The organism is Arsenophonus sp. ENCA, assembly GCF_002287155.1.
Classification (GTDB): Bacteria; Pseudomonadota; Gammaproteobacteria; order Enterobacterales; family Enterobacteriaceae; genus Arsenophonus; species Arsenophonus nilaparvatae.
Genome location: NZ_NHNG01000252.1, coordinates 1 through 5,713, shown reverse-complemented (window position 1 = coordinate 5,713; position 5,713 = coordinate 1). Strand labels below are relative to the sequence as shown.

Here is a 5,713-nt window from a genome sequence, read left to right as displayed (position 1 = left end):
AGCGGGTGCTCATGCAAGTGCGCTATTGTACAGCCTGGTGGAAAGTGCACGTATCAATGGTCTTAACCCGTACGATTATCTTCTGGCATTGCTGACGTCGCTAAAATCCCCTGATGAAGATATAGACACGAGTTTCGCACAGGCATATAAAATTCTAAAAATGGCTTAAAAGCAATGATTAATCTGCAAGTTACTAAAAAACATAAATTTTATTAAATTACAATAAGTTGTATTTGATTTATAAGGTTTTGACTATTTATATATCATGCTGAATTAAACTTAAAAATAGAGCGTTTTTTTATTGGTGCGAAACTCGTGATAGACTGGAACGTACTGCTGCCCTGGAAAATTACCTTACCTTAAACCACGCTACCTATCTCTGTGTGGTTCCAATGACGCTTACCTTTAACCCCTATCTTGATAATGAACGCGATACCCCACCGATTTACCTCCCCAAACAAGGGCAGGCCTCCCCGGTTTGCGCGCCGCGTTTTGAAGAGCGATTAAACCCGGTCGTGGTGGTTCAACGCCTGCGGGCGCGTTTTCAGGCGGCGGGCAAGGCCTGGCGTAGTGAATTTTACACCACGCTGACCCAACGCTTCCCGGACGGTATTCCTGCTGACCAGGTCGATGCGCTGGGTGATGAGCTGATGGGTCAGTCCACCGAGGTGGTGGTCAGTCTGGCCAGTCACGGTTAACGGGAGGCCATCATGCTGAAACTCAAAACCCTGTTACAACAACACAACCTGACGCAAGCGGCACTGGCCCGTGCGCTTGACCTTTCTGAAGCAACACTGGCGCAGATAGTCAATCACCACCAGTGGCCAAAACAGGACACCGACGCGCTAAAACACCGTATCCGGGCCTGGCTGCGTGACCAGGGTATCGCGGCGGACGACTGCTTTGACGGGGTCACGCCCAGCGGCAAGGAAAAGCACACACCACCTAGCAACGAGGAGGACACCATGTTACTCAAAAAACAGGTATTACTGCCTGCCACCAAAAAGCATTTTGGGCTGTTTCGCGCCCCATTTGATGACAACGCGGTACAAGGTCATGACGATGTGTTTTTAAACCCGGAGAGCCGTTATGTGCGCGAGGCGTTGTACCAGACCGCCCGCTATGGTGGCTTTATCGCCGTTATCGGTGAATCCGGTTCGGGTAAAAGCACGCTGCGACGTGACCTGACTGACCGTATTTATCGGGAAAACGCCCCCGTGGTGGTGATTGAACCCTACGTGCTGGCGATGGAAGACAACGACCATCAGGGCAAGACCCTGAAAGCCGCCAGCCTTGCCGAGGCTATCGTCCATACCCTGGCCCCACTGGAAAAACTCAAACGCTCACCCGAAGCCCGCTTCCGTCAGTTACACCGACTATTAAAAGACAGTAGCCGCGCCGGATACAGCCATGTACTGGTGATTGAAGAAGCCCATGCCTTGCCCATACCGACGCTAAAACACCTTAAACGCTTCTTTGAGCTGGAAGATGGCTTTAAAAAACTGCTGTCCATCGTCCTGCTGGGGCAACCCGAGCTGGGCGACAAGTTATCTGAGCGCCTGCTGGCGGTCAGGGAAGTGGTACAACGCTGTGAGGTGATTGACCTGCCGCCGCTGGATGACCACCTGGCTGACTTTCTTGATTTCAAGTTTAAACGCGTCGGCGGCGACATGAACAACGTTCTCGGCCCGGATGCAATACCGGCACTACGCCAACGCTTAAGCTGGCTGCGCCCGAAAAAAGACACGCCAGTCAGCCTGCTTTATCCCCTGGCTATCGGCAATCTGGTGACCGCCGCCATGAACCTGGCCGCGCAAAACGCCATCCCGGTTATCGACGCCAATATTATTCACAGTGTGCATTAAAGGAGGCTTTTATGCTGAACCCCGCCGTGACCATTAAAAACCCGTCAGCGATGACCTACCAGGCCATCCAGCAGCAGCTCAGGCAATGCCTGTCAGTGATGGACAACCTCAACCAGGAAGGTTTTACCATCCGTCAGTTTACTGTTGATGGCTATAGCCGTCCGACCATTACCCTGCTGCATGACCGACGGTGTGATGCGTTACATAAAAAGGGGCATGCCGTTCGCTATGCTCTGGGTACCGACAGTCAGGGCCGCTGGGAAAAATACCAGTTCACGCGAGATAACTGCCGAATCACCTGGGAGGTACGTTAATCATGAAAACACGCCTTGTCCGTATTACCGCTCGCCAATCGGTTTATCTGGCCAAAACCGTGGATATTACCGAACAGGACTATGAAGCCTATTTATCGATTTGCGAGCACTGCCGTGATTTTGATGAACAAGACCAGCGTCTTGGTGAAATCGCGGCCCGATACAACATGAATTTATTTGAGCATATTCAACACCGTGACGCCCTTGAAGACATTATTTTCGAGCGCGTTTAATCCCCGACATTTTAATTAAAAGGTAAAAAAGATGGCAAAGAAAATAACGCGGCTTAAAGCCGCGGCGGGTGCCTGCACGCCGCAAACCCGCGAACAGGTGATGGACGATATTAAACGGATGGGCGATATCCAGCGGGAAATGACCCGACTGGAGACGCAGATTAATGATGAAATTGCGCGGTTAACGCATCAGCATGCGGCTGATATTGAGGCCATGAAAGCCCGGATAACCCTGTTACAAAAAGGTATCCAGACCTGGTGCGACGCCAACCGGGAGGGGCTGACCCAAAACGGCAAAACCAAAACCGTTAACCTGATAACCGGCGAGGTGTCATGGCGTAACCGCCCGCCGTCCGTGTCCCTCAAAGGGATGGACGATATCCTGCAGGCGCTGGAAGAAAACGGGCAACACCACTGCATTCTTCGCAAGGCGCAGGTGGATAAAAATGCCCTGTTAAAAAACCAGGACACCATCCAGCGACTTAATATTCCCGGCATTACGTTTCGCAACCAGCTTGAGGATTTCATTATTACCCCCTTCGAGCAGGAGGTGACCTCATGAGCTATCAGGAAATAAAACATCTGCGCCGTCAGATTGAAAAACGCCTTAACCGCGCCATGCATCACCTGCAGGCAGACCATTCTGCCGCCGCTTATTGTGAATTTCAAAATGCCTTCGAGATATTGGCCGAACTCATCGTCACTTTAGATAAGGAAAACCCGTTATGAGTATTACCTGCATCAGCTGCCATCAGGCAACCCGTCACCTGAATCCTACCCAGGCAGACATTATCCAACAACCGGAAAGCGGCGAGTGGGGGATTGACCTGCTATTGGCCTGCCCACACTGCGGACAGCGGTATAGCGCCTGGGTACTTAACTGGGATGTCGTGCCACTAAAAGGTATCACGGCAAAGTCGCCATCAACGCCAGCTCATCATCAAACGCAGGAGGTAAATAAATCATGAACCTTGACCTTTGGTTAGTTTTTTTAGGGGGTGTCTTGCTCAGTGCGGTATTACCGGGCGCAGGCGCTATCCTCACGCTTAACCATGCCTTCCAGCGGGGATGGCGTAAGACGCTGCCCCTGATTGCCGGTCAGGCAACGGCATTAGCCTTGATGGTGCCCATTGTGGCACTGAGCACTCAAGCGTTACGCACTTCAGCGACAGCCTGGCTGCTGCTGAAAGGCATTAGCGTACTCTGGCTACTGTTTGCTGCATACCGAACTTGGCGCGCACCAATCATCATGGATGACTACGATGTTGTCGCATTGACCCGTGCCGCGCAGCGGTTCTGCTGGGGTTTTCTGACCGATATCACCAACGCCAAAGCGCTCGCTTTCCTGCTTGCCGCACTACCGGTCTTTCTTAATCCGGCCCAACCGTTAGGGCCACAAATTACCATCATGACCCTGACGATGGTGATTATCGATGCGCTGACGATGACGCTCTACGCGCTCATCGCCGCCCGCTTGCGGCCTTATTTTCAATCGCCAGAAATACGTCAACAACAAAACCGACTGTTAGCCGGTTTTCTGGTGTTCATTGCGGTCAGCATTTTTTTTATTGAACACCCCACCTTAATTCACTAAAAGCGGAGACATTATCATGTGGATATTAATTTTAGCGCTATATGCCAGTTCTTATAGCGATAATGCTTTTTCCTCCCTGCACACACAGGAATTTGACACGGAAACCGCCTGTCAACAGGCCGCCAAACAGTTCGCAGAAAAATTTGAAACGGTCAAGGATATGGATGCCAGGGCAATTTGCGTGAAGAAGTCATAGCGAAAAAGCGGCATGTAAACCATTCAATTGTATAATAATGATATTCATTTTATAATCCTTCAAAACCCGAAGGATTATTTTTTGCTCACTGCATAAGGAAACCCTGACCCCAACCACAACGATAAAGGACGCCCCCGATGACCCGACCAAAGTACCTGCAGTTAATCCATATTGCCGCCCAGCACCTCAAGCTGGACGACACGACTTACCGCCAGATGCTACACAGGCTAACGGGGAAAACATCGGCAAAAACCCTGAATATCGGTCAACTGGCTCTGGTTTTAAACGCCCTGAAAGCCAAAGGCTTTCGTATCCAACCCCATCACGCCAGTACAAAAAAGCAGACCGACCGTCCGCAAATCCAAAAAATACAGGCCCTGTGGCAGGCAATGGCCGATGATGGCATCGTCCGTGATGCCTCGCCAAAAGCCCTGGCTCACTTTGTTAAACGGGAAACCGGCTGTGATTCGCCTTACTGGCTGGATAGCCAACAGGCCTGTCAGGTTATCGAGAAACTCAAGCAGTGGCAAAAACGCGTGGCGAGGGCAATATCATGCTAGAGAATACCTTTCGTAGCAAAGGGCCGGAGTTACTGGTTGAGCTGGCCGAGCACACCGCCCAGACTGTCAGGCAGATTATCGACGTTGACCCGGCTGTTGCCAGCCAGATAGGCGATGCTGTGGCCAGTCAGATGATGGCGGTCTGGGGAGGGCAAAATGTCTATTTTCCGATGGGCCTGATATGGAAAGTCAGCCAGCGTGACCGGGAGATATTTGCTGACTTCAACGGCCATAACCACCACACGCTCGCGCGTAAATACAAAGTCTCGCTACAGTGGATTTATTCTGTGGTGAAGCGGGTTAAGAAAGAAGAGCTGGCACGTATTCAGGGCAGTCTGTTTGAAGATAATCAGGCTGGATGATGATTTAAACACACTATCAATACGTCAGCGTTTTTTTGTTACTATTATCATGACGATAGTGTCTACGAAAAGGAGATAAATATGCTTGATTTAACCCTGCTCGATTTACCCTGGGCAACACTGGTAACATTGACCTCTGGCTATATTAGCTACTTTATTGCCAATGTCGGTTTAAAAGAACACAATAAGCCCATTGATATCGTTTTTTCCACACTGATTTTTAGCCTGTTACCGACGGCGATATACCACTTAACACTCTGGTGTGGCTTCAATAAGCGTGTTGCTTAATAGTGAAATAAGGGTGTTTCGGTGATTGAAGTAAATTTTACGCTGTTCTGAGATGGAAATTCCAAAGACCTGCGCTAAGGAGTAAGAAGGTATCATCAATAAAGGGTCTACGATTCCGTAAAATTTGGGTCATGCAACCGAGGCGCTTGATACCCGCGATGGCGTGTTCAACTGTAACACGAGTTTCGCACAGGCATATAAAGTTCTAAAAATATCTAAAATAATGTTTTATCCGTAAGATATTTTATAATATAAAATATATATTTATTTCAATAACTTATGTGTTAATTAGCAATTTTTG

At 49.6% G+C, this 5,713-nt stretch carries 13 protein-coding genes; all 13 read left to right on the top strand.

Going from position 1 to position 5,713, the window contains the following annotated elements; translation table 11 throughout:
• Positions 1-169 (top strand): transposase domain-containing protein (locus CBG25_RS06560; RefSeq protein ID WP_290605475.1); only part of this gene is annotated, 169 nt, incomplete at its 5' end.
• A gap of 223 nt (positions 170-392) precedes the next feature.
• On the top strand, positions 393-698 hold the full coding sequence (locus tag CBG25_RS06555; protein ID WP_290605473.1) for a hypothetical protein: 306 nt from the start codon (positions 393-395) through the stop codon (positions 696-698).
• Positions 699-710: 12 nt separating this feature from the next.
• Positions 711-1,865 (top strand): AAA family ATPase, encoded by a 1,155-nt coding sequence (locus CBG25_RS06550; protein ID WP_290605471.1) that lies wholly within the window; start codon positions 711-713, stop codon positions 1,863-1,865.
• A 98-nt stretch (positions 1,866-1,963) separates the two neighbouring features.
• Positions 1,964-2,179 carry a hypothetical protein gene (locus tag CBG25_RS06545; RefSeq protein ID WP_290605469.1) on the top strand — a complete coding sequence of 72 codons (216 nt, stop codon included), beginning with the start codon at positions 1,964-1,966 and terminating at the stop codon, positions 2,177-2,179.
• Between the two features lie 2 nt (positions 2,180-2,181).
• Positions 2,182-2,412, top strand: a complete 231-nt coding sequence (locus CBG25_RS06540; RefSeq protein ID WP_290605467.1) for a hypothetical protein — start codon at positions 2,182-2,184, stop codon at positions 2,410-2,412.
• 31 nt (positions 2,413-2,443) lie between these two features.
• Positions 2,444-2,974, top strand: coding sequence for a host-nuclease inhibitor Gam family protein (locus tag CBG25_RS06535; RefSeq protein WP_290605465.1), 531 nt, complete (start codon positions 2,444-2,446; stop codon positions 2,972-2,974).
• Positions 2,971-3,141, top strand: a complete 171-nt coding sequence (locus CBG25_RS06530) for a hypothetical protein (protein ID WP_290605461.1) — start codon at positions 2,971-2,973, stop codon at positions 3,139-3,141. The genes CBG25_RS06535 and CBG25_RS06530 overlap by 4 nt, the downstream gene beginning before the upstream one ends.
• Positions 3,138-3,380, top strand: a complete 243-nt coding sequence (locus tag CBG25_RS06525; protein ID WP_290605459.1) for a hypothetical protein — start codon at positions 3,138-3,140, stop codon at positions 3,378-3,380. Before CBG25_RS06530 ends, CBG25_RS06525 begins: the two co-directional genes overlap by 4 nt.
• Positions 3,377-4,006, top strand: a complete 630-nt coding sequence (locus tag CBG25_RS06520) for a LysE family transporter (protein ID WP_290605457.1) — start codon at positions 3,377-3,379, stop codon at positions 4,004-4,006. Before CBG25_RS06525 ends, CBG25_RS06520 begins: the two co-directional genes overlap by 4 nt.
• A gap of 16 nt (positions 4,007-4,022) precedes the next feature.
• Positions 4,023-4,202 (top strand): hypothetical protein, encoded by a 180-nt coding sequence (locus CBG25_RS06515; protein WP_290605455.1) that lies wholly within the window; start codon positions 4,023-4,025, stop codon positions 4,200-4,202.
• A gap of 137 nt (positions 4,203-4,339) precedes the next feature.
• A complete protein-coding gene (locus tag CBG25_RS06510) occupies positions 4,340-4,762 on the top strand; it encodes a regulatory protein GemA (RefSeq protein WP_290605452.1) in 423 nt (140 codons plus the stop codon).
• The gene (locus CBG25_RS06505; protein ID WP_290605449.1) at positions 4,756-5,124 is read left to right on the top strand and encodes a Mor transcription activator family protein; all 369 of its coding nucleotides are present in this window, start codon (positions 4,756-4,758) and stop codon (positions 5,122-5,124) included. The genes CBG25_RS06510 and CBG25_RS06505 overlap by 7 nt, the downstream gene beginning before the upstream one ends.
• 81 nt (positions 5,125-5,205) lie before the next feature.
• Positions 5,206-5,412, top strand: coding sequence for a hypothetical protein (locus tag CBG25_RS06500; RefSeq protein WP_290605476.1), 207 nt, complete (start codon positions 5,206-5,208; stop codon positions 5,410-5,412).
• Positions 5,413-5,713 lie beyond the last annotated feature (301 nt).

What these genes read in the sequence shown, in the direction of transcription:
- CBG25_RS06525 (WP_290605459.1), top strand. Translation starts at nt 3,138, where the DNA reads ATGAGTATTACCTGCATCAGCTGCCATCAGGCAACCCGTCACCTGAAT.
- CBG25_RS06530 (WP_290605461.1), top strand. Translation starts at nt 2,971, where the DNA reads ATGAGCTATCAGGAAATAAAACATCTGCGCCGTCAGATTGAAAAACGC.
- CBG25_RS06505 (WP_290605449.1), top strand. Translation starts at nt 4,756, where the DNA reads ATGCTAGAGAATACCTTTCGTAGCAAAGGGCCGGAGTTACTGGTTGAG.
- CBG25_RS06555 (WP_290605473.1), top strand. Translation starts at nt 393, where the DNA reads ATGACGCTTACCTTTAACCCCTATCTTGATAATGAACGCGATACCCCA.
- CBG25_RS06515 (WP_290605455.1), top strand. Translation starts at nt 4,023, where the DNA reads ATGTGGATATTAATTTTAGCGCTATATGCCAGTTCTTATAGCGATAAT.
- CBG25_RS06545 (WP_290605469.1), top strand. Translation starts at nt 1,964, where the DNA reads ATGGACAACCTCAACCAGGAAGGTTTTACCATCCGTCAGTTTACTGTT.
- CBG25_RS06510 (WP_290605452.1), top strand. Translation starts at nt 4,340, where the DNA reads ATGACCCGACCAAAGTACCTGCAGTTAATCCATATTGCCGCCCAGCAC.
- CBG25_RS06550 (WP_290605471.1), top strand. Translation starts at nt 711, where the DNA reads ATGCTGAAACTCAAAACCCTGTTACAACAACACAACCTGACGCAAGCG.
- CBG25_RS06535 (WP_290605465.1), top strand. Translation starts at nt 2,444, where the DNA reads ATGGCAAAGAAAATAACGCGGCTTAAAGCCGCGGCGGGTGCCTGCACG.
- CBG25_RS06520 (WP_290605457.1), top strand. Translation starts at nt 3,377, where the DNA reads ATGAACCTTGACCTTTGGTTAGTTTTTTTAGGGGGTGTCTTGCTCAGT.
- CBG25_RS06500 (WP_290605476.1), top strand. Translation starts at nt 5,206, where the DNA reads ATGCTTGATTTAACCCTGCTCGATTTACCCTGGGCAACACTGGTAACA.
- CBG25_RS06540 (WP_290605467.1), top strand. Translation starts at nt 2,182, where the DNA reads ATGAAAACACGCCTTGTCCGTATTACCGCTCGCCAATCGGTTTATCTG.